This window comes from Neisseria mucosa, assembly GCF_013267835.1.
Lineage (GTDB): Bacteria > Pseudomonadota > Gammaproteobacteria > Burkholderiales > Neisseriaceae > Neisseria.
In genome coordinates, this window is sequence record NZ_CP053939.1 from 999330 (window position 1) to 1022694 (window position 23365).

Here is a 23365-nt window from a genome sequence, read left to right on the forward strand (position 1 = left end):
AAACCACAATGAAAACAGCACAAGAACTGCGCGCCGGCAACGTATTCATGGTCGGCAACGATCCTATGGTCGTTCAAAAAACCGAATACATCAAAGGCGGCCGCTCTTCCGCCAAAGTCAGCATGAAACTGAAAAACCTGCTGACCGGTGCCGCTACTGAAACCATTTACAAAGCCGACGACAAATTCGACGTCGTGATCCTGTCCCGCAAAAACTGTACTTACAGCTACTTTGCCGACCCAATGTACGTCTTCATGGACGAAGAATTCAACCAATACGAAATCGAAGCCGACAACATCGGCGATGCGTTGAAATTCATCGTTGACGGCATGGAAGACGTATGCGAAGTCACTTTCTACGAAGGCAACCCAATCTCCGTAGAATTGCCTACCATCATCGTTCGCGAAGTCGAATACACCGAGCCTGCCGTTAAAGGCGATACCTCCGGCAAAGTGATGAAAACCGCGCGTCTGGTCGGCGGCACTGAAATCCAAGTGATGTCTTACATCGAAAACGGCGACAAAGTCGAAATCGATACCCGTACCGGCGAATTCCGCAAACGTGCTTAATCAGCCCGTAACACAAAAAGGCCGTCTGGATATTCAGACGGCCTTTTTATCAATCTGCCTTATTGTTTCTTCAATCCCTTGGCAGCGACAGTCGCAATCGTACCGTCAATGCCTTTGCTCTTAATCAGCTCGCCAAATTGGTTGCGGTATACCGTTACCAAGCTGGTACCGTCCACGCGGATGTTGTAAATCTTATACACGCCGCCGCTTTGGTAAAGTTGGTAAGCCACTTCATACTTCGTACCTTTTTTGGTTTGAATTTCTGAGAAAACGTCAAACTTATTGCCGTTTGCCGTCATCTTTGGCAACAGGCGCACATTTGCATCCGCCGCACCAATTAACGCGGAATGCGAGTACATCGCAATGACCATGTCTTTGAATGCACGGATAAAATCGGTTTTCTGCTTGGCAGAAAATTCACGCCATGGCGCACCGACCGCCAAAGCCGAAATACGCTCATAATCCAAATAACGGTTGGCATACTGCTCAACCTGTTTCACACGTTGCGCCTCTGTCAAAGACGTATTGCGTGCGATTTTCAACACGGCATCAATGTTCTGCTGCATCTGCTTTTGCGCCGGATGCGTTTCCGCCGCCACATAAGGCGCGGCAATCACCATCGGAGCAGCCACAATCAAAGTTTGGAGAAAACGGTTCATAACGATATCCATACAAAATAAAACTGCATTGTAAAAACAATCCATTCCAAAAAACTTAATTCTTTGTAAAAGCAGGCATGATCAATGAAAAATCCTGCAATTAAATTTCAGACGGCCTAATAAAAATAAGATAACATGTGAACGCTATTTTAAAAGGAAAAAGCCATGCCCTACGTCAATATCAAAGTAACCGGCGGCAGCGAAGCCCCGAGTGCAGAGCAAAAAGCCGAATTAATCCGCGGCGTCACCGAATTACTCTCACGCGTTCTCAACAAAAACCCTGAGACAACCGTCGTCGTCATCGACGAAATCGATATGGACAACTGGGGCATAGGCGGCAAAAGCGTGACGGTTCGCCGTGCCGAAGCGCGCAATAAGTAAGCCTTGGCCGTCTGAAGCCCTTTTAATTTACCCGCAAAAAGAGTACATTTATCCCATTGTTAACAATTTTACGGAACACACATCATGGAGAAATTCCCCAAATCATCCAAACTGGACCACGTTTGCTACGACATCCGCGGCCCGGTTCACAAAAAAGCCCTGCAACTGGAAGAAGAAGGCAACAAAATCCTCAAGCTCAATATCGGCAATCCGGCTCCGTTCGGCTTTGAAGCGCCTGACGAAATCTTGGTTGACGTCATCCGCAACCTGCCGACTTCACAAGGCTATTGCGACTCCAAAGGCCTTTATTCCGCACGCAAAGCCATCGTCCACTACTACCAAACCAAAGGACTGCTCGACGTTACCGTCAACGACGTTTACATCGGCAACGGCGTCTCCGAATTGATTACCATGTCCATGCAGGCGCTGCTCAACGACGGCGACGAAATCCTGATTCCCGCACCGGACTATCCTTTGTGGACCGCCGCCGCAACACTGGCAGGCGGCACCGTCCGCCATTATCTATGCGACGAAGAAAATAACTGGTTCCCCAACCTGGCCGACATGGAAGCCAAAATTACGCCTAAAACCAAAGCCATCGTCGTCATCAACCCCAACAACCCGACAGGCGCGGTGTACAGCAAAGAAATCCTGCTCGAAATCGCCGAATTGGCACGCAAACACGGCCTGATTATTTTTGCCGACGAAATTTACGACAAAATCCTCTACGACGACGCAGTACACCACCATATCGCCGCGCTTGCCCCCGACCTCCTGACCGTGACATTCAACGGCCTCTCGAAAGCCTACCGCGTTGCCGGATTCCGTCAAGGCTGGATGATACTCAACGGCCCGAAACATCATGCAAAAGGCTATATCGAAGGCTTGGACATGCTCTCGTCTATGCGCCTTTGTGCCACCACACCCATGCAACACGCCATTCAGACGGCCTTAGGCGGATACCAAAGCATCAACGAATTCCTCCTCCCAGGCGGCCGCCTGCTCGAGCAACGCAACAAAGCATGGGAACTGGTCAACCAGATTCCGGGCATATCCTGCGTCAAACCCATGGGTGCATTGTATATGTTCCCCAAAATCGATACCGAAATGTACAGCATCCACGACGACATGAAATTCATCTACGACTTACTCGTACGTGAAAAAGTCCTGTTCGTCCAAGGCACAGGCTTCAACTGGATACGCCCCGACCACTTCCGTATCGTTACCCTGCCGCCCGTTCATCAAATTGAAGAGGCCATGGGCAAACTCGAACGCTTCCTGCAAAACTACCGTCAATAAACCTAAACAAAGAGGCCGTCTGAAAAAGCAAACCGCTGTTCAGACGGCCTTTTTAATCGAACAGCAACTTGGCAAAGCCCGCCGACATGCGTATAATCAACCCTTCCTATCTGGGGGCGATCTTGGTTTCGACGGGGGTTGCAAAGCAGATGCGGGCATACCGGGGTCTCAGATTTCCCGTTAAACACTGAATCAAAATAGTCGCAAACGACGAAACTTACGCACTGGCCGCTTAAGGCCTGCCGTTGCAGCAGTTGGTCAATGGGCTGTGTAGCGCAAGCTACCGCAACGTCATTCTACATTGACTGGTTTTCTGTCGGGTTACTTGGCAGGAAACGAGATTTAAGGTAACTGGTTCCCTGAAGGCCTGTTGGTCGGCATGATGGGGACGAGATTCTAAATAGACACAACTAAGTATGTAGAACGCTCTGTAGAGGACTTTCGGACGGGGGTTCGATTCCCCCCGCCTCCACCAGATTTAAAGCGCAAACTTTTGATTTAAAAAGGTTTGCGCTTTTTTATAAACTTAAAACAGGCCGTCTGAAACGTTTCAGACGGCCTTATTTTCTTCTCAAATATCTGAGTGAAAAACACTTTTTCTTTCAATACATTGCCAATGGTGCTTAAGAAAGATTTCAACCTTATATTTTTCTATCGGACTTCATATCCATTTTACGATGCGGTCTAACTGTTACACTCAACGGCAGATGATCTGACAAATGCTGCCAGTCTTTACTGTTGTGAATTTCAGAATCGATGACATCAAGGTTGCGCGTGTAAATGCGGTCAAGGCTGAGGATGGGCAGGCGCGAGGGGAAGGTTTTGGGGCGTTTGCCTGTATTATCGACGAATACTTCGTTCAAATCTAATGCCCTGCCCAGCTCACGTGCTGATTTTTGCCGCCAGTCATTGAAATCGCCGGCAATAATCAAGGGGCTGTCAGGGTTGATGTGGCGGTCGACATAGTCGCTGATGGCGCGGTATTGTTTGAGGCGGTCTGGCTCGCGCAGATTGAGGTGGACACACAGACACACCAGCGGATCTTCCCAACCTTCGGGTACGACCTCGCAATGCAACAGGCCGCGTTGTTCAAGTTTGTTGACACTGATGTTGAGGTTGTTTTCCGTTTTCAGCGGCAGGCGGCTGAGAATGGCGTTGCCGTGGTGTCGTTTGGGATAGACGGCATTTTTGCCGTAGCTGCGATGATAATCGAGGCTGTCGCCGATGATGTCGTAATGCGGCGCATCGGGAAAGTCGGTACGGCGGCTTCTGTTGAGATGTTGTCCTTGGACTTCTTGTAAAAACAAAACGTCCGAACCCAATGCACCCAGCGCGTCAGCCATGCGGTTGACCTGCACTTTGCGGTTGAGCGCAGACATGCCTTTGTGCATATTGTAAGAAGTAATGGTAACTGGACGGGGAGACATGATGTGTGATGAAGCGGTTTATTTGTTTTAGTATAGCACCGGAGCGTGTGGTTTTACGGCAATTTTGGTTATACTTGTTTAACGAATAAAACGGCGTTTTGAGAGGGGGTTTCCCAATCAAAACGCCTTCTGTTTTTCAGACGGCCTTGCGTCCGAATCAGTTGTTGATTACTTCAACATTGGTTTCAAAAGTAACGGTGTGTTGGTATTTAGATGCGGTTTTGCGTTTCGGATAAGGATATTTGGAAACGCTTTTCACTGCGCGTTCGTCCATTTCAGGATTGCCGCTGGATTGAATGATATTCACGCGGTCAACGTTGCCGGCAGGAGTCGTGAAAACATCCATCAAAACGGTTTTAACGCTGCCGTTTTGCGCTTTCATGGCTTCCAGAGTTTCGGTATCGGCTGCTTGTGCAGTACCGAATACAGCGGCAAACAACAGGGCTGAGGCGAGGAGTTTAGTCGTTTTCATGTTTTAGTCCTTATTAGGGTTGTGGTTAGGTTTAAATATTTCAGACGGCCTGATTGATCGTTATTTGAAATTCAAAATCGGCCAACCTTTTGCTTTGGCTTCTTTTTCCAGCTCGGCATCCGGATTGACGGCGACAGGTTCGTCCACAATACGCAGCAACGGCAAATCGTTTTTGGAGTCGCTGTAAAAATAAACCTTGCCGTAGCTTTCAAAGGTCTCGCCGCGCTCGGCAAGCCATTGGTTCAATCGGGTAATTTTGCCTTCTTTCAGGCTGGGCGTACCGACATAGTTGCCGGTATATCGGCCGTCTTCGCCGGTTTCAAGCTGCGTGCCGATAACGTTGTGAATACCGAAAAGATGGCAGATCGGGGTAATGATGAATTCGTTGGTCGAAGAAATAACCAACATTTCGTCGCCCGCCATTTGATGGCTTTGCACCAGCATACGCTGCATCGGGGAAATATACGGAACAATATACTCGGCCATAAACTCGCGATGAAACTCAGCCAATTCTTCCTTGCTGAAACGAGCCAAAGGCGCGAGATGGAATTTAAGGAAGGCATCAATATCAAGACAACCGTTTTGATAGTCTTGGTAAAACTTTTCATTTTGCGCCTCGGTTTCAGCCGCATCGACTATGCCTTTTTTAATCAGGTATTGCGGCCAGGAGTGATCCGAATCGGTATTGATCAAGGTATTGTCGAGGTCGAAAATGGCAAGGTTTTTCATTGGGTTTCCTGTTGTTTTAAAAGCTGGCGCAAAAGCGGCAAAGTAATGCGCTTGCCCATCATAACGGCATAGTTGTCGAGGGTATCGAGCATTTGCATCAGACTGTCCATATCGCGCCGCCAATGGTTCAGCAGGTATTCGAAGATTTCCGGATCGATGGTTACCTGACGGGCAGCCGCCATGCTGACGAGCGCATCGATTTTTTCCCGGTCGGTCAGCGGTTTGACTTCGTAAACCAGGCAATACGCCATGCGTGTGCGCAAGTCTTCACGGATAACGAGCTGCTGCGGCGTATATTCGGAACTCAAAAGCAAAAAACCTTTGCCGCTGTTGCGGAAGCGGTTGAAGATGGCAAATAGTAAAGCCTGTTCTTCATTATTAAGCTTTTCGATTTGGTCAATGGCAAGATATTCTGCATCCAACGCGGCTTCTGTCAGCGGCGTGGCGGCGGCGTCAATATAGAGGGCATTTCGTCCGGCATCGAGCGCCTGGGCGACCCATGCCTGCAAGAGATGGCTTTTGCCTGCGCCCTCTTCTCCCCAAACATAGATAAATTGCCCATGTTTGTGCTGCAACACATACACCAGCTCGGCATTTTCTGTTCCCAGAAATTTGTCGAAGCCGGGATAATCATGGCTGGCAAAATCGAAGATGAGCTGGTTCACAAAGGCGCACCGGTTAGGTTGAAATCGGCTTTATTTTACGTTGTTTTGCCGTCCACCATCAAGGATAAAGGCCGTCTGAAGCCTATACCTGCAACATATCTGCACTTCTAAACAGCTTACGGCATTGGTTTTATTCCGCTTTGGTTTTACAATGTCGAACTTCTCGCCGAAACATTTGTCTGTTCTTTTTCAGACGGCCTTTTTATTTGGGAACCCTAGTGATTTCTACCATTATCGATTTCATCCTCCATATCGACCAACACCTTGTCCACCTCTCCGCCCAATACGGCCCGTGGATTTACGCGATTTTGTTTGTTGTGATTTTCTGCGAAACCGGTTTGGTCGTAACGCCGTTTTTACCCGGCGACTCGCTGCTGTTTGCTGCCGGCGGTATCGCGGCCATCGGCGGCATGAACATCCACGTCATGGTATTGCTGCTGTTAGCGGCTGCCATTTTAGGCGATGCGGCCAACTTTATGATTGGCAAGTATTTTGGACAAAAACTGTTTGCCAATCCTGATTCCAAAATTTTCCGCCGTTCGTATTTGGAAAAAACCCATGCGTTCTATGAAAAACACGGCGGCAAAACCATCATCATTGCGCGCTTTGTACCGATTGTGCGGACGTTTGCGCCATTTGTCGCCGGTATGGGCGATATGCACTACGCAACGTTTATCCGTTACAACATTATCGGCGCAGTGTTGTGGGTATTGTTGTTTTCCTATGCAGGCTACTTCTTCGCCAATATCCCCGTCGTCAAAAACAATCTGGGCTTAGTCATGGCGGCAATCATCGTGATTTCGATTTTACCTGCGGTAGTCGAAATTATCCGAGCCAAACTTAATGCCAAAAAATAACAATCAATCGAAAAGTTTGAAAGTTTAAACACATCAAGGAATTGTCATGCCGTTGCTGTCTATTGAATTTGCGGTATTCTTTATCGTATTTTTGCCCTTGTACTGGGCATTTGCACGTTTGCCGCAAGTTCAAAACGTTTTACTTTTGGTTGCCGGGCTGGGCTGGCTTTACCGTATCGACCCCATTTTTGCCGCGCTGATTTTGGTTTACTCGTCTGTGGTTTACCTGATCAGCGTGCTGATGTTTTCTGAAAACGAGAATATCCGCAAATTTTGGCTGGGTTGCGGTATTTCAGCGGCATTGACTGTTTTGTGTTTCTTCAAATATTTCGACTTTTTCCGCCCGATTATTCAGCAATATACAGGACAAAGCGCCGTCATCGACATTATTTTGCCTCTGGGCTTGTCTTATTACACCTTCCAATCGCTGGCTTACTTGGTGTATTGCTACCGCGAGCCTAAAGGAGACCATTTTGAATGGCACGAGCTCCTACTGCATCTGAGCTTCTTCCCCACCATCACATCCGGCCCGATTATCCGTGCGGCCGCTTTTAAAAGCATAGACGGCGAACAAGCGGGCGCATTGGCGCAAATCCGCACCAAACAAGCACGCCAACTGATTTATCCGGCGTTGGCGGTCGGCCTGATTGTGTTGGGCATTGCCAAAAAATGGTGGCTTGCCGGCGTATTGGCGGAAGGCTGGGTATCGCCTGTTTTTGAAAATCCGGCTCAGTTCGACGGCTGGGGCGTGTTGTCTGCAATTTATGGCTACACCTTCCAACTCTTTTTCGACTTTTCCGGCTATTCGGATTTGGTCATCGGCTTGGCCATGCTGCTCGGCTTCCAGCTGCCGAAAAACTTCGCCGCGCCGCTTCGTGCCATCAACATCCGCGACTTCTGGGACAGATGGCACATCAGCCTGTCCACTTGGATTCGCGACTATATCTATATCCCTTTGGGCGGCAGCAAAAAAGGCTTCGGACGCACCCAGCTCAATCTGATGATTGCCATGTTGCTTTCCGGCATTTGGCATGGCTACGGCTGGAGCTTTTTGATTTGGGGCGCGCTGCACGGTGCGGCCTTGGTATTGCTTAACTGCGGCGACAAAATCGTCGGCCGCAATGCCTTAGGCCGTCTGAAAATCGGCAAACCGCTCGCCTGGCTGTTTACCTTCCATTTCGTTTGTTTCGCGTTTGTCGTGTTCAACAGCGCAACGCTTGCCGATACGGAAATGCTGTTCAGCGCCTTATTTGCCAATGATAAAGGTTGGAACGCGCCTCTGCCGACCGACCTCATGTTGCTGGGTGCCTTTGCACTGATGCTTTTGCTGTACCCGTATTTGCTTCGCTTATTTGAAGCATCGGTAAAAGGCTTGGACAAACTGCCTGCATGGCTGTGGTTTATCCCTATCACGCTTATCCTCGCCCTGATTATCGTCCTCGCCCCGTCCGGCATTCCCGGCTTTATTTACGCCAACTTCTAAGGAGCAGAACATGAAACGCTTTATCTCCCTGTTTGTTTCGATTCTGCTCAGTGCGGTTGCGTTGACGTGGTTTGCCCAAAACTCCATCAATGCCTATTGGCAGCAGACCTATCATGAAAACAGTCCGCTTGAGCCTTTATCCGAATACGCTTGGTGGCGTATCGGTGCGGATTGGCAACAAAAAGCCTACGAATTTTCAGACGGCCTGAAAGCTTCACTGGAAGCAGAAGACGCTTTGGTTTCGGAAGACTCTGGCATTGAAACAACAAGGCCGTCTGAAAATATGGAAAACATTGAGACATCGGACAATCAAAAAGAGACTGCTGCTTCTGATGCGGCTAACAATACGGATACCGCCGCCAGCGAGCCAAGCAATCAGGCTGATCAGTCGGCAATGCAGGTTGTATTGAAAAAAGGCAACAAAGTTTTCTTTGCCGGCGACTCGCTGATGCAGGGCGTTGCACCTTTCGTACAAAAACACCTCAAGCAAGAATATGGCGTACAATCGGTCAACCTCAGCAAACAAAGCACCGGCTTGTCCTACCCCAACTTCTTCGACTGGCCGAAAACCATCGAACAAACTTTGCAAAAAGAACCCGACATCCGCGTTTTGGTTGTATTCTTAGGCCCTAACGACCCTTGGGATTTCCCGATGGGTAAAAAATACCTGAAGTTCGCCTCCCCTGAATGGGAAGCGGAATACCTCAGCCGCGTCCGCCGTATTCTTGATGCAGCCTCCACACATGATGTCCAAGTCATTTGGCTGGGCATTCCTTACATGAAAAAAGCCAAGCTCAACGAACAGATGCGCTACCTCGACAAAATCCTGTCGGGTACGGTGTCGCCTCAAGCCATCTGGCTGCCAACTGACAAACTGTTGAGCAATGGCGCAGAAGAATATGCCGACTCTGTCAAAGTCAACGGAAAAATCATCCGTTACCGCAGCAAGGACGGCATCCACTTTTCCGCAGAAGGCCAAAAACTATTGGCCGAAAAAATTATGGAAAAAATTAATTTTACACACGATACACAACCATGAAATTAAATAAAACCTTACTCCTCACGCTTCTTGCACTCCCTATGGCCGCCTGTGCCGCCGATGACGGCCTGTTAAGCAACTACGGCTCAAACCGCCCTGCCTGGCTGAACAAACTGCAACAGCTCAACAATACTTCAGACGGCAAATTCCGCATTATTCAAGTCGGCGACTCACACACCGCCGGCGACTATTTCACCGACCGCCTGCGCCGCCGTTTGCAACAAAAATGGGGCAACGGCGGCATCGGTTGGGTTTACCCCAACACCGTCAAAGGCCAGCGCATGGCAACCGTCCGTTACAGCGGCAGCGGTTGGAACACCATCAGCAGCCGCAAATCACACAGCGATTTCTCTTTCGGCGGCATTGAAGCACGCGCCGACGGCGGCAGCGTTACCTTAAGCGCAGCCGACGGCAGCATGGACATGCAACAAATCTCCATCTTCGGCAAACCGGTTTGGTCCGAGCAAACCCTGATTGTCAACGGCCGCGAAATCCCGGCCAAACAAAACGGCTGGCAACTGTTGCATACCAACGCCTCCCTGCCGATGACCCTCAGCAGCAGCATGCCTTGGCAAATCGGCTTCATTAATATCGAACGCCCCGGACGCGGCGTAACCGTTTCCGCCATGGGCATCAACGGCGCGCAATTGTCCCAATGGTCAAAATGGCGGCCGGGCATGTGGGAAGATTTGGCACAAACCAAAGCCGATTTAATCATCCTTGCCTACGGTACCAACGAAGCCTTTTCCGGCAACCTCGATATTTCCTCTACCGAGCGGACATGGCGCAACTATATCCGTCAAATCAAAAACACCCTGCCCAACGCAGGCATCCTGATCCTCGGCGCGCCGGAATCTTTGAAAACCGCCTACGGCAGCTGCGGCAACCGCCCTGTCTTGCTCAGCGAAGTACAACAAATGCAGCAACGTGTTGCCCGTGACGAAAAAATCATGTTCTGGTCTTGGCAAGATGCAATGGGCGGAGCATGCAGCATGAAAAACTGGATGGCGCAAGGCTTGGCAGCCAAAGACGGCGTTCACTTCTCCGCACAAGGCTATGAAACTGCAGCCGATAAGCTTGCCGACAGCCTGATCCGCTTTGCCCAATAAATTGGCCAACGCCTAAGTATTTTTCATTAACAATACAAAAAAGGCCGTCTGAAATTCATATCTCAGACGGCCTTTGTTTATGGCTTATTCAATAAACTGCTTAATTTTTAAACCAACATATTGCTGCTCATTCGTTGCGTTTGGTTTTCCGTAAAACGAACCAAACTTGCCTGCTTGTCAAAACCCAATGGCTTGGCGACAAGACGGTTGGGCAATTTGTTCAAATGATGATTGTAGCTTCCGGCTCTACGGTTGTAAGCACGGCGTGCCGATGCGACTTCTGCTTCTGCGGCACCCAGCATTTCCATCAAACCGGCCAATTTCTCATCAGGATGTTGTTTCAAAAGGCTGTTGACGGCGGTTTGTAATTTTTTCAGCGCATGATTCAATGCTGTTTCGGTTTCGCACAGATGTTTGATTTTGGATTCGGAAAATGTTTTGGCAGTTTGCGCCAATGCGGTTTCAACTTCGACGCACATCTGCTGAACGTTTTGATCCGATGCAATGCCCTGCTCTTGCAGGTGTTTGCTGTATGCATCCAATACATGACGGACGGCCTGATGTCGGCAGTCGAGCGCAATGCGCAAAGAGACAAAGGATTCGCGACAGTCTTTTTTGCGGTCTTTCAACTGTTGTTTGAAATACAATAAGACGGCGGCGATTGATACAAAGATAAGTGCAAGACTGATAATGCCCATAGTGAGTTCCCTAGTTATGATGCCACTCATATCGGTGGCTGATTTTATTTACATCGATTATAATCCAATTTCAATATTTTTCCCAATTTTCATAAAAAAGGCCGTCTGAAATTCAGACGGCCTGAAGTTTATATTTCTATTTCAATGCTTTGACTTGATGTCAATCACCCACACTTCTGATTGAGAACCCAAACGAAGGGGAATGCCCCAGAAGCCGTAGCCCGAAGTGGTGAAGAAATGGCCGTTACCGATTGCCTCATAGCCGTAAGCAAGACGATAAAGCGTACGGACGATAAGGTTGGCGGGTGCGACTTGGCCGTTGTGGACATGGCCGGAAACCTGCACATCAATCGGCAGCCGGGCATGGGTTTCGATTGAAGTAGGACGGTGGTCCATCAGTAAAACCGGTAATTGGGTATTTTGACCTTCTAAAAGCTGCTCCGCACTGGGGCGTTTGTGATCCAAATCATCGCTCCGCCCCACCAGCAACACACCATTCACTTCCAAAACCTGATTGGCCAAAACCGTCAAACCTGCCGCTTCCAATTCATGTTTGATGCGTTTCTGATCACGGAACCAATCATGATTGCCCAAAGTGGCATAAACGCCCATCGGCGCAGTCAGTTTCTGCAAATGCGGTTTCATGTTTTCTTTCAGGTACGCATCGACGGTATCGTCCATCAAATCGCCCGGCAGCAACACCATGTCGACTTGTTCCTGCTTCATAATGTCGGTCAGCTTGTCCAATTGACGCGTGCCGAACAAAATCCCCAAGTGCAAATCGCTGGCCACGCCGATACGCAGCGGCTTATCCATCTTCTTATTGATGAATACAGTCTGATGGCGGATCACGGGCGTATAGGCGTTATACATCCCCAAACCGAGCAAACCGATCACAAACAAAGGCGCAAACAGCCTCAGGCTTCGAGAAAGCGGTTGGCGCGCCATAAAACGGCGCAGCAAAAGATACAGGATAAATGTCGCCAACGCGGCATACATCACAAACAGCAAGATCACCATCCAAAACGCCACCACGCGGAACATCATATGTCCCAATTCCAGCAGCAAGCCGACCAACAAGCCGTTTGTAATGAAATAGGAAATACCCATCAACCAACGTCTGCCGACTTTGCCGATCCAAGGCGCAAACAGCCATTGCAGCGAACGCCCAAGCCCGAATGTAAACACTTGCAACAGAATGACGCTCACAAAAAACATCTTGCCAAACATGCCTTTCCGCCCTAAAAAATCAAAAGGCAGATTTTAGGCCGTCTGAAACTTTCAGTGTATAATCCCCCACGTAAAAACCCATAATATTTTGAAAGGAATCATCATGAGCCACCCTCAATCAGCTATTATTCCTGATCACGCACAAGCCGGTATTTTTATCGAAGCAGATATTTCAGACGGCCGCAACGAAGACATCAAATCTGCCTGCCGCCTTTCTTTGGAATCCTTGGCCAAACTGAAAACCCGTTTTCCAAATGATATTTTGGGTTTGGCCATTGCCTTCGGCAGCCGCGCATGGCAATCGTTCGGCCATACTGACGAAGGCAGCGAAATCAAACCTTTCCCTGAATTGGGCAACGGCCTCGCCCCTTCCACCCAACACGACCTCTATATCCACATCCAAGCCACCGAGCAAAAAGCCGCCTATGCCTTGGCACAATCCGTATTAAGTGCATTCGGCGACAGCATCCGCGTAGCCACTGAAGAACACGGCCTGCGCCTGTATGAAGACCGCGGCTTGGACGGTTTTGTCGATGGCACGGAAAATCCGCAGGGCGATGACAATGTACGCAATGTTGCCATTATTCCCGAAGGCAAGCCTGATGCCGGCGGCAGCTATGTTTTGCTGCAAAAATACCTGCACGATTTGAAAAAATGGGATGCTGTTCCTACTGCCGAACAAGAAGCCAGCGTTGGCCGCAGCAAAGAAGCCAATGACGAATTCAGCAAAGACGTGCGCCTGCCCGACTCACATCTCGGCCGCGTCAATGTCAAAGAAAACGGCGTTGGTTTGAAAATCGTCCGCCGCAGCTTGCCCTTCGGCAAAATCAGCGGCGAACATGGTTTGATGTTCACTTCCTATTGCAACACGCTGCACAATATTGAAATCCAACTGCTCAATATGTTCGGCGATGCAGATGGTAAAACCGACTTACTGCTGAAATATTTGTCTAAAGCCGTATCAGGCGCCTACTATTACGCGCCTTCTGTCGAGCGTTTGCAAAATCTTTAACGGCTCAAAGGCCGTCTGAAAAAACCTGCCTTTTCAAAGGCAGGTTTTTGTTATTTAAATCCCATTAATATTTTTATGGTATCATCATAGAAATTGATTCCATTATTGCTTCATAAACCCTGATTGCAGACAACGATAAAAACCGATACGCCCCAGACAGCTATTTTCGATAAAATAAACCCGATCATTATCCCTATAAAATTACGACACCATGTATAAACCCCGCCTCCTTCCCCTGCCCGTATTGATTCTCTCCGCTCTGAACGCCTATGCGGCCAATACGCCAAATCCGCCTGATCAAATCGATAAAAACGTATCCAACCAATTCGACAAAGACTTCCGCGATAACCTCGACCAGATTCATTCGGTCGAAATCCAAAAACGCGAGCAGTCGGCATGGGATTTACAGAAAAAACAAGATAACGACGCGGTTGCACAAGAAGGGCCGTCTGAAAACAATACCGAATGCTTGGATTACACCGGTATCGAACTTTCCGGCATTACGCTCATCGATTCCAAAAAGATTGAAGCCAAGCTCCCCAAATGCATCAATCAAAACAACATCAACCAACTGAACCGAGACATCGTTGCCGAGTATATCGCTCAAGGCTATCCGCACACGCAAATCAAATTTGAAACCACGCCCGCGCGTGTTTTGAAATTGGCCGTCATCGAAGGCAAAATCCGTGAGATTACCGGCGGCTCCCGTACAGTCAACGTCGACACCCTCTTCCCCAATCATCAAGGCAAACCGCTGAACATCCAATACCTCGACCAAGGTATCGAACAGGCAAACCATGTTGCCGGCAACAACGTCAGCATCGATGTTTATCCGCATGATGACGGCACCGCCTCCATCCAACTCAACAACGATGCCGAAAAACATTGGGGCGGCAGCATCACCTTCGACAATAAAGGCAGCAAACCCAATACCACGACACTGCGCGGCAGCCTGAATATCGGCAGCCCGTTGGGATTGAGCGACTCCCTTTATCTAAACGGCTACACCAATCTAAACAACCACGACAGCCATTACAGTCGCGGCGGCAGCCTGTTCTACCAAGTTCCTTATGGCGCATGGACATTCAGCACTTACGCTGCCGCGTCGCAATCGCAAAGCATCCTAACGCCCAGCGTAACGCGCTATGCTTACCGCTCCAAATCCAAAGCGGCAGGAATCAAAGCAGACCGCGTATTCTCACGCAGTCAAAAACACATTACCTCCGCCTATGCCGGTATCGATTATGTGAAACAGACTGCAAAATTTGCCGACAGCAAACTGGAATTGCAAAGTCCGGAAATCTATTCGGCACAAGTCGGCCTGTCGCACACGGCCATCCTGCCAAACGGCATTTGGCTCAACAATATCGGCGTGGAACAAGGGTTTGCGAAAAATACCGAACACACACCGTTCGACAAACACTATACCTCTGTATCCTTGCAAAGCAATTTGATTCAAAACCGCCCATTGGGCAAATGGATCGTGCGCAACCATCACCAAATCGATGCCCAATATAGCCCGCATGATTTGTTTGCCGCCAAAGAAATGGACATCGTCGGTTATCAAAATGTACGCGGTTTCCGTTCGACTTCTTTGAGCGCAAGCAGCGCAGTCCTGTTGAGCAATACCGTTTATTTCCGCCGTAATACGCCTCACGGCATCTATATCGAACCTTATCTGGGCGCAGACATCGGCGTTGCCAAAAATCATCACGAAGGTTCGCAACGCGCCATGGGCTTAGTGGCAGGTTTGAATTTGGGCAAGGCGGACAAATGGCAGCTTTCTGCCGACTACGGCAAAGGTTTTGCGCGCATGCCCAACCAATCAAACAGCGAAAAACAGGATCATGTAACCGTTTCTTTACGCATTCCATTTTAAAATTATGTAAATATATATCCTTTTATCCAATATATAAACCGCTCATCTTAGCGTTATTAATTTCCCATTAATATCAATAGGATGAGCGGATTTTATTTGCATTTGAAATAGTGCACACAAGGTCATACTGGTGGTATGATTGTAAAAATTTCCATACCAATGTTAATACATTCAAAAGTTTTCTCAACAGAAATCCGATACCCGATATGGGATTTCTGATTCACTCTCCATCACGATAAATAAGGATTAAAATCCATGAAAATCGACACTTTATATCAGCCTAAGCTCTCAGCTTCCGGCAAAGTGACTGTCGCCGTGTGCTTTGCATTCCTGGGAAATGCAGCGGTAGCCGCCAATATCGAAGCCATCGGCCAAACTTCGGTACAGCAGCAAAACAATGTCGACATCGTCAACATTGCCGCACCGACGGCCCAAGGTCTTTCTCACAACCAATACAACAAGTACAACGTTTCCCAACACGGTGCCGTTTTGAATAACGCCCTGTCTGCCGGTAAATCCCAACTGGCCGGAAACCTGTCTGCCAACAAAAACTTCCAAGGTCAGGCCGCATCTGTGATCTTGAACGAAGTAGTCAGCAAAAACCCTTCCCTGATCTTGGGTCAGCAAGAGATCTTCGGTATTGCCGCAGACTATGTTTTGGCAAACCCTAACGGCATTACCCACAACGGCGGCAGCATCCTGAATGCCAACCGCGCATCCTTGGTTGTCGGTACGCCAACCGTTTCAGACGGCACGTTGAAATCTTTCAATATCAGCGACAATGGCAAACAACTGCAAGTAAACGGTAATTTGAGCGGCAACCGCGTAGTTGACCTGCTCGCGCCACAAGTTGTGGTCGGCAAATCAGCCAACGTCAATGCCGCCGACGCCATCAACGTTTCTTCAGGCAAAAGCAACTTCGACTACAAAACCGCACAAATCGAAGCCTTGGACGCAGCTTCAAATGCGCCGGTTCTTGACGGCCATATCTTCGGCAGTATGCGCGCCGGTACCATCCGCATCCACGCGACCGACAAACGCGCCAAACAAAACATTCAAAACGCCGCCATTACCGGCACCCGCTACCTGAATATCGACAGCAAAGGCAACCTGAGCATCCAGTCCGCCAATCTGACCAGCGCACAAATGGAATTATTTGCCCGCGATACCGACATCAAAGGCACGGTTACCAGCCATTCCGCTAATAAATCTTCCAGCGGCAAAGAAGCGCAAAATGTTCAGCACTTCCGTTCAAACCGCAACAAAACGGAAAACTTTACCGCCAGCAATATCAATGCATCCGAGTCATTGACTCTGAACAACAGCGGCAGCCTCAACCTTAGCGCAGCCAACATCAATGCCGGTGCGCTGACCGCATCTGCCACAGGCAACATCAATTCTAACGCGGTAAAAACAACCAACCGCATAGAATCCGACCATACTCAAAGCAAAGGCCTTTGGTACAACAACAACCTGAGCTCTTCTGCTGACGAAAGCCTGCATCAAACCAAAATCAATGCCGGTTCTGTCAATATTGCCACCACCGGCAAAGTTCAATTGGATGCTACCGAACTGAACTCGGCTGCTGATGCTCGCATTGCCGCCCAACAAGGAATCGTATTGAGCAGCAACAGCGAAACCGACAGCAGCTCGACTTATGTCAGCTTCAAAAACGAAACTGCCGCGCTGAAAACCGGTATCGCTACCAAATCTTCCAAAAACTCTACCGCCCATCAAACCAAAATTTCCGCAGCCGGTGATATCGGTTTGATTTCCGAAGGCGATTTGAGCACTTACGGCGCAAGCATCGCGGCAAACGGCAATGTCGTTACCGATGTCAACAACATCAACTTGGGTACGCAAACCACCATCAACACCAACAGCCTTGACGACCAGAAAAAATACTGGGGCGGCCTGTTCGGCGGTGAAAGCCAAGTTCAAAACAACCGTACCGAAAACCTGCACGGCAGCAGCATTACTGCCAACTCAAACGTAGTCTTGGGTGCAAAAAACGGCGTCAACGTTTACGGCAGTACCGTTGAAGGCCAAGCCGGTACATTCGTCAGCTCCAAAGCAGGCAATGTTGATATTAAAAACGCCACCAGCACCGATACTTCCGCACAAAGCGCGCGTAAAGGTACGATTTTCAATATCACGACCTCCAAAACCAGCAGCAACAGCAGCATTGAAAAAGTAACCGGTTCTACCCTGGTTTCCAATGCCGACCTGACCGTTGTTTCCAACAAAGACATCAATGTGATCGGCTCTGCATTGTTTGCGGCACAAAAACTGCAACTGGCTTCCGCAGGCGATTTGACCATCGATGCCGCCAAAGCGGTAGAAAACAAACAGGTCAACGAGTATTCCATCAAAGGCTACTCGGGTACCGAAACCAATAAAGAAAACGGCAGCGTGACTGCCAAAGCCGGTATCAAATTCACCGATACCCACACCGACACCCATTCTGTCGGCCTGAGCGGCAGCATTTTGACCGGTAAAAACACCCAGTTGTCTTCCAACTCAAACGTTACCGTCAGCGGCAGCCAAGTCAACGGCGAAGAATCCGTTAACATTTCCGCAGCCAATGACGTCAATGTTGTTGCCTCCAAAGGCAGCAGCACAGTGACCGAATCCGGCCGCGTAACCGATTTGGGCGTATCTGCCACCGCATACGGAAAAAATAACGCCGCAGGCGTCGGCGTATCTGTCGGCATTACCAGCACCAAAACGGATGCAACAACCGTAACGGACACATCTCATGTATCCAACATCAACACCGGCGGCAACACCACCATCACTGCCAACGGCAATATTAATCAAGAAGGTACCGTGATTAATGCGACCGGCAATGTGATTGAGTCTGCCAAAAACGTTACCCATGCAGCGGCACACAGCGGTGCGAAATCCGATGTGAAACAAAACGGCGGCGGTTTGGTCGTTTCTGCCGGCATCAGCACCAACAAAGGCATCGGCGGTGAAATCACTGCACAAGGTCAAGGCAATTCTTCGACCCACAATGAATCCACTGCAACCGTCACCACCATCAACGCAGGCAATGCCATCGTTTTGGCAAATGACAAAGTGTCTGATGAAGGTACAAAATACGATGTGACCGGTGCGATCAACATTGACGCAGGTTCATACCACAACACTGCCGCCCACAACACCAGCAACAGCAGCAGCAAACAAGGCGGCGCGTCTTTGACTGTCGGCGCATACACCAAAGACGGTTCAAACGTTGATGTGAATGCCAACCTGAACGTCAACTACGCTGATGAAAACAAAAAAGAATCTACCGCCGTCAAAGGCGATATGAATGCGACCAATGTTGTCATCAACGCCAAAGACTCTGCTGAAATCGCATCCAACATTACTGCCAACAACAACGTCAACATTACCGCAGGCAACGGCGTAACCTTCACCGAGTCAGCCAATACTGCCTCCAACCAAGGTACAGCCGTTAATGTCGGTATCGGCGCTGGTGCGACAATCAATGTTGAAACCGGTGTTGCCGTTCCTCACGTCAACGGCTCTGTCGGCGTCAACAAAACCGATAACGCTTCTTCTACCGCCACAGGCGCGAATGTAGCGGCCGGCAACGATATTAAAATCAATGCCAACAACGGCGACGTCAACCTGCACGGTACCAACTTGGTATCCAACAACTCCGTTGAAGTAGAAGGCAACAAAGTCAATACTTCCGGCGCGATCAGCAGCGTTAACGAAAAAAATCTGACCGTCAATGTCAACGGCAGCTACGCTTCAGGCAAACCAAACGGCGGCATCAACGCCAAAGGTAAAAACGACGCCAACGTAACCAATACGGCAAATGTCATCCAAAGCGACAATGTCGTTATTACTACCGGCTCTCCAACCGGTTTGAGCGTCAACAATACGGCCATCAACGGTAATAATGTTGTGCACTACTATGACAACACTAAAGCTTCTGCGGCGAACCGTTATACCTATCGTCCTCGCCAACCAAGCTACGCCAAACGCCGTTTGCGTTACTAAGATGCGCTATTGAAGTCATTTGAATAGCCATTAAGACATGCCGTCTGAAAACAGAAAGTTTTCAGACGGCATTTTTATCATTGATGCAAAACCACACACTATCTCTGTTATGATAATGCCTCGCTAATATTATTCCGTTCCAACCATGTCTTCCGCCCTTCCTTTTGACGCGCTCACCCTTTCCATCGACGGCACCAACCTCATCGAAGCCTCCGCCGGTACGGGTAAAACCTACGGCATTGCCGCGCTCTTTACCCGACTGATTGTTTTAGAAAAAAAAGACATCGAGAAAATTCTGGTCGTTACCTTTACCAAAGCGGCAACGGCAGAACTGAAAACCCGTTTGCGCGCGCGTTTGGACGAAGTGTTGCAGGTTTTGAACGAAATCCAAACCTTGGACGGCAAGCCGGAACATATTTCAGACGGCCTGAACAAATATTACGAAAAAGAGAAAAAATCCCCCGATGACTTTCTCAATCGCTTGATTCCTTTGGCTTTAGGCGAGCAAGACGGACAGGAAAGCTGCCATCGCCTGATTCTCCGCCTCAAAGCAGCACTGAGCCAGTTTGACAACGCCTCGATTTACACCATCCACGGCTTCTGTCAGCGCGTCTTGCGCGATTACGCGTTTTTGTGCGGCGCGCCTTTGGATGTCGAGCTGTCGGACGACTCGCGCGAGAGGCTGCTGATTCCTGCGCAAGACTTTTGGCGGCAGAAAGTGGCAACCGATGCCACATTGGCACAATTGGTTTTTGACCGGAAATGCACGCCCGAAGAAATGCTTGCCGAAATTAAAAGCTACACCGGCCGCCCCTATCTGAAATTCAGACGGCCTGAAGGCGATTTGCAAGAAGCTCAAGCCAAGCTTCAAGAAACATGGCAAAAAATTTGCGTCCAGTTGGAAGACTTGGAAAAAGCGTTTTGGGCAATTTTTCCCAAACTGAACGGCCAGACCTACAAAAGAAATACCTTTGAAAATGTTTTTGCCGATTTAAAAACAAACGCCGAATCCAACCGTCTGCCCCGCCTGAACAAAAAAACGCTGGAAAAATTAAACCATTTCAGTGTCGACACACTCAACAGCAAACTGAAAAAAGAATATAAAGCCGATGCCGATGCTCCGGAAATTATTCAGCTGCAAGCCTTGGCCAATCTCGGTCGTGATTTGCAGGCAATGGAAAGCGCGGAAGAAGCGGTCTTTATCTGCCTGCAACTCGACCTCCTTTCCTACATCAACCAATCTATTGCCGAACAAAAAAAATCACGCCGCGAGCGCGTGTTTGACGATTTGCTGCTGGACGTCCATCAGGCATTGACCACCAATGAACACGGCAACGCATTGGCAAAAGCGGCGGCGGCAAACTGGGAAATCGCGCTGATTGACGAATTCCAAGATACCGACCCATTGCAGTACGAAATTTTCCGCCAAATTTTTATCGAACAAGGCTGCCCGCTGTTTCTCGTTGGCGACCCCAAACAGGCGATTTACAGCTTTCGCGGTGCGGACATTTACGCCTATCTGCAAGCCGCGCAAGATGCGGACAGGCATTACACCCTCGCCGTCAACTACCGCAGCCATGCCAAGCTGATCAACGGCATCAGCGCCTTGTTCAAACAAAAAAAACACCCCTTCGTGTTGGAAAACATCGATTACAGCGAGGTCTCCGCCAGCCGCGCCGAAAGCCGGCTGTCGCCACACCGCCCCGCCATCCAAGTGCGCTGGCTCAATACGGACGATCAAACCGGCAAAGAGATTTTGCGCAGCCGAGCCGCCGAATATTGCGCCGATGAAATTGCCTTTGCGCTCAATGAAGCAGCCGAAGGCCGTCTGAATTTCAAAGGCCGCGCGTTGGAATCCGGCGACATTGCCGTCTTGGTGCGTACCAACAACGAAGCGGCGATGATTGCCGGTAAACTGAAACAGCGCCGTATCCAAAGCGTGTTGCTGTCGCGCCAGTCCGTTTTCGATTCCGCCGAGGCAGACTCGCTGTCCGCGCTGATCGGCTTTTGGCTCAACCCAAGGCAGACCGACTGGCTGCGCTTTGTCTTGACCGGCGTTTTGTTCGGCTATACCGCCAAAGAGATTTACGAACTCAACCACAACGAACATCAGCTGCTGAAATGGCTGGAGTCGTCAGCCGAGGCCATGGAAAAATGGCGGAAAGGCGGCATTTTTGCCGCCGTGCAGCAGTTTGCCGCCCGACATGACATCGAAACACGCCTGCTCAAGGGCGGCAACGAACGCAGCCTGACCAACTACTACCAAATTTTGGAGCTTTTGGCCGAAGAAGACAGCCAAAGCCGCAACCCTGCCGCCCTGCATAAATGGTTAAACGAACAAATCAGCCGCGCGCGCAGCGGCCATTTCCCGTCAGACGCGCAAACCATCCGTCTTGAAAGCGACGAAAAATTGGTCAAAATCGTTACCATGCACGCGTCGAAAGGTTTGCAATACCCTTTGGTTTACTGCCCCTTCGCGTGGGATACCAAAGACAATTCCAAAGAAAACTGGAAAATCCTACATACGGACAACCACGAAACCGAGCTGCTGGCCAAATCGCAAACCTCGGAAGCGGAACTAAGCCATCTGGCCGACGAAAAGACGGCGGAAGATTTACGCCTGCTTTATGTCGCCCTTACCCGCGCCGAAGAACAGCTCAACATCTACGCTGCCGCCAACAAAAACTGTACGCCGAACAATCCTTTTGCCTATCTGCTCGAAGGTTTGCCAGAGGCCGGCCGCGAAAGCGTCAGCCAAAGCTATCAAAGCGCGACAGATGTTGTAGAAATGCTCAAAACCAACTGGCAACGCTTTATCAAAAATGCACCCGAAAATACGGAATTCACCTTTACGGAAGAAGCCCCGCCAGAAACCATCTATCAATACAGCCGCCAACAAGACCAAGCTTTGAATGCACAGAGCATTAAACGCCGCAATTTTGACTTTATCCGCCACACCAGCTTTACCGGTTTGAGCCGGCACACCAAGTCAAGCGACGAGCAACACGAGCCTTTGCAACCTGCCATCGACCCGGCAGAAAGTGCAGACCGTGCCATGCCGTCTGAAAACCTGCCGTCCCCGCTTTCAGACGGCCTCGATATCCATCATTTCCCCCGCGGCACCAATGCCGGCGTATGTTTGCATGAAATGCTGGAAAAACTCGACTTCGCCGCCTCTGCCGAGAGCCAATCCGAAATGATTGCCGAAGTTTTACAACGCCACAGCTTTGAAGACAAATGGCTGCCGACGGTAAGTACCATGCTCGACACCTGCCGCCTGACGCCTTTAATCGGCGAGAGCCTGTCGCAGATTCCGCCGAGCCGACGCCTGCCCGAAATGGGGTTCACCCTGTACATGGACGATTTCAAACTGGACGACTTACGCCGTTGGTTTGCCTCAAGCGAAGCAAACCTGCCACCCGAATGCGTCCAAGCCGCGCAACTGCTTGATTTCCATGATTTACAAGGCTATTTGAACGGCTTTATCGATATGGTTTGCCAAGATTCAGACGGCCATGTCGTTTTAATCGACTACAAATCCAACCATTTGGGCAACGATGCAAGCGCGTACACGCAACAGGCGATGAACGAAGCCGTGGCACATCATCACTACTACCTGCAAGCCCTGATCTACGCCGTTGCCATCGCGCGCTACTATGCCCTGCGCGGCAAGCCCTTGCCCAAAATCACCATCCGCTACCTCTTCCTGCGCGGCATGGACGGCTCGGATCGAGGCATTTGGAAATGGGACATCGATACCGCCCTGCTTTCCACTTTTGTCGAGCGAAAAACAAATGCTTGATAAATCAGCTTGTTAAGCCGTCAAAAAGGCCGTCTGAAACG

At 49.6% G+C, this 23365-nt stretch carries 18 protein-coding genes and 1 other RNA gene; 12 read left to right on the forward strand and 7 right to left on the reverse strand.

The annotated features are described in order from the left end of the window. Positions 1-8 precede the first annotated feature (8 nt). Entirely contained in the window at positions 9-569 is a 561-nt protein-coding gene (gene efp / locus FOC66_RS04710; protein WP_003747153.1) for an elongation factor P, read from the forward strand. Between the two features lie 59 nt (positions 570-628). Here efp and FOC66_RS04715 read toward each other — a convergent pair whose 3' ends face one another. After that, positions 629-1228, reverse strand: coding sequence for an MlaC/ttg2D family ABC transporter substrate-binding protein (locus FOC66_RS04715; RefSeq protein ID WP_003747155.1), 600 nt, complete (start codon positions 1226-1228; stop codon positions 629-631). A 165-nt stretch (positions 1229-1393) separates the two neighbouring features. On the opposite strand from FOC66_RS04715, the gene FOC66_RS04720 reads away from it, so the two are divergent. The 3 genes from FOC66_RS04720 to ssrA all read left to right on the forward strand — a co-directional run bounded on the left by FOC66_RS04720 (position 1394) and on the right by ssrA (position 3383). After that, complete coding sequence (locus FOC66_RS04720) at positions 1394-1609, forward strand: tautomerase family protein (protein WP_003682441.1); 216 nt, start codon at positions 1394-1396, stop codon at positions 1607-1609. 84 nt (positions 1610-1693) lie between these two features. Then, positions 1694-2908 (forward strand): pyridoxal phosphate-dependent aminotransferase, encoded by a 1215-nt coding sequence (locus FOC66_RS04725; RefSeq protein ID WP_003747157.1) that lies wholly within the window; start codon positions 1694-1696, stop codon positions 2906-2908. Positions 2909-3020: 112 nt separating this feature from the next. After that, positions 3021-3383, forward strand: a transfer-messenger RNA (tmRNA) gene (ssrA, locus tag FOC66_RS04730). A 166-nt stretch (positions 3384-3549) separates the two neighbouring features. Here ssrA and FOC66_RS04735 read toward each other — a convergent pair. From FOC66_RS04735 to hda, 4 genes are all read right to left on the reverse strand, one after another. Then, positions 3550-4335, reverse strand: coding sequence for an endonuclease/exonuclease/phosphatase family protein (locus FOC66_RS04735; protein WP_003747159.1), 786 nt, complete (start codon positions 4333-4335; stop codon positions 3550-3552). A 157-nt stretch (positions 4336-4492) separates the two neighbouring features. Beyond that, a complete protein-coding gene (locus tag FOC66_RS04740; RefSeq protein WP_003747161.1) occupies positions 4493-4807 on the reverse strand; it encodes a TonB family protein in 315 nt (104 codons plus the stop codon). Positions 4808-4867: 60 nt separating this feature from the next. Then, the gene (locus FOC66_RS04745; protein ID WP_003747163.1) at positions 4868-5536 is read right to left on the reverse strand and encodes an HAD family hydrolase; all 669 of its coding nucleotides are present in this window, start codon (positions 5534-5536) and stop codon (positions 4868-4870) included. Next, positions 5533-6201, reverse strand: coding sequence for a DnaA regulatory inactivator Hda (gene hda, locus FOC66_RS04750; RefSeq protein ID WP_003682428.1), 669 nt, complete (start codon positions 6199-6201; stop codon positions 5533-5535). Before hda ends, FOC66_RS04745 begins: the two co-directional genes overlap by 4 nt. A 218-nt stretch (positions 6202-6419) precedes the next feature. Here hda and FOC66_RS04755 point away from each other — a divergent pair, with 218 nt between their 5' ends. The 4 genes from FOC66_RS04755 to FOC66_RS04770 are packed head-to-tail and all read left to right on the forward strand — an operon-like array spanning position 6420 to position 10689. Further along, positions 6420-7058, forward strand: coding sequence for a DedA family protein (locus FOC66_RS04755; protein WP_003747165.1), 639 nt, complete (start codon positions 6420-6422; stop codon positions 7056-7058). A 46-nt stretch (positions 7059-7104) separates the two neighbouring features. Continuing rightward, positions 7105-8541, forward strand: a complete 1437-nt coding sequence (locus FOC66_RS04760; protein WP_003747167.1) for an MBOAT family O-acyltransferase — start codon at positions 7105-7107, stop codon at positions 8539-8541. A 10-nt stretch (positions 8542-8551) separates the two neighbouring features. Next, entirely contained in the window at positions 8552-9580 is a 1029-nt protein-coding gene (patB, locus tag FOC66_RS04765) for a peptidoglycan O-acetyltransferase PatB (protein ID WP_003747170.1), read from the forward strand. Beyond that, positions 9577-10689, forward strand: a complete 1113-nt coding sequence (locus FOC66_RS04770; RefSeq protein ID WP_003747172.1) for an SGNH/GDSL hydrolase family protein — start codon at positions 9577-9579, stop codon at positions 10687-10689. Before patB ends, FOC66_RS04770 begins: the two co-directional genes overlap by 4 nt. Positions 10690-10796: 107 nt before the next feature. Here FOC66_RS04770 and FOC66_RS04775 read toward each other — a convergent pair whose 3' ends face one another. Both FOC66_RS04775 and FOC66_RS04780 read right to left on the reverse strand, forming a co-directional pair. Continuing rightward, entirely contained in the window at positions 10797-11387 is a 591-nt protein-coding gene (locus tag FOC66_RS04775) for a LemA family protein (protein WP_003747173.1), read from the reverse strand. Positions 11388-11528: 141 nt separating this feature from the next. Next, positions 11529-12617, reverse strand: a complete 1089-nt coding sequence (locus FOC66_RS04780; RefSeq protein ID WP_036493718.1) for a metallophosphoesterase — start codon at positions 12615-12617, stop codon at positions 11529-11531. Positions 12618-12720: 103 nt separating this feature from the next. On the opposite strand from FOC66_RS04780, the gene FOC66_RS04785 reads away from it, so the two are divergent. From FOC66_RS04785 to recB, 4 genes are all read left to right on the forward strand, one after another. Next, positions 12721-13629 (forward strand): Dyp-type peroxidase, encoded by a 909-nt coding sequence (locus FOC66_RS04785; protein ID WP_003747177.1) that lies wholly within the window; start codon positions 12721-12723, stop codon positions 13627-13629. Positions 13630-13840: 211 nt separating this feature from the next. Continuing rightward, positions 13841-15508 (forward strand): ShlB/FhaC/HecB family hemolysin secretion/activation protein, encoded by a 1668-nt coding sequence (locus FOC66_RS04790; RefSeq protein WP_003747178.1) that lies wholly within the window; start codon positions 13841-13843, stop codon positions 15506-15508. A gap of 255 nt (positions 15509-15763) precedes the next feature. Continuing rightward, positions 15764-19522 (forward strand): hemagglutinin repeat-containing protein, encoded by a 3759-nt coding sequence (locus FOC66_RS04795; protein ID WP_003747182.1) that lies wholly within the window; start codon positions 15764-15766, stop codon positions 19520-19522. A gap of 145 nt (positions 19523-19667) precedes the next feature. Continuing rightward, positions 19668-23324, forward strand: a complete 3657-nt coding sequence (gene recB / locus FOC66_RS04800; protein ID WP_172884819.1) for an exodeoxyribonuclease V subunit beta — start codon at positions 19668-19670, stop codon at positions 23322-23324. The last annotated feature ends 41 nt before the right edge of the window (positions 23325-23365 follow it).